This is a genomic window from Aquabacterium sp. A08, assembly GCF_011742065.1.
Genome location: NZ_JAAQQT010000098.1, coordinates 1 through 538, shown reverse-complemented (window position 1 = coordinate 538; position 538 = coordinate 1). Strand labels below are relative to the sequence as shown.

The 538-nt window shown below is 71.2% G+C and carries 1 protein-coding gene; it reads left to right on the top strand.

Annotated elements, in window-relative coordinates; translation table 11 throughout:
• The coding region (locus HA630_RS00565) for a nitrilase-related carbon-nitrogen hydrolase (RefSeq protein ID WP_305792596.1) at positions 1-434 on the top strand (434 nt) is incomplete at its 5' end.
• Positions 435-538 lie beyond the last annotated feature (104 nt).

The following is a 538-nucleotide window of genomic DNA, read 5'->3' as shown; positions in this document are numbered from 1 at the left end:
CCTGGGCCGGGCAGCGCATCGCGCCCAACGTCTGTTACGAGGACGTGTTCGGCGAAGAGCTGGCGGCCTCGTTCCGCGACCCGGCGCAGGCGCCCTCGGTGCTGGTGAACGTGAGCAACCTGGCCTGGTTCGGGGACACGGTGGCGATCGACCAACACCGCCACATGTCGCGCCTGCGGGCGCTGGAGCTGGAGCGGCCCATGCTGCGCGCCACCAACACCGGCGCCACGGCGGTGATCGACCACCGCGGCCGGGTGCAGGCCGAACTGCCGCGCCTGACCCGCGCCGTGCTGGAGGCCGAGGTGGAGGGCCGCCACGGCGTGACGCCTTACGCCCGGTGGGCCGGCCGTTGGGGCCTGTGGCCGCTGGTGGCGCTGTGCCTGGGGGTGTTGGCCGGCTTGGCCGTCTGGGGTCGCCGGGCCCGCCCGAACTAAAATGACACATTGCCCAAAGGCGGCGCGGGTCTTGCGGCCCCGCCGCCTTTGCATGAAGTCCTAGCCCCCCGTCCGATGCTGACCTTTCAACAAATCATCCTCAA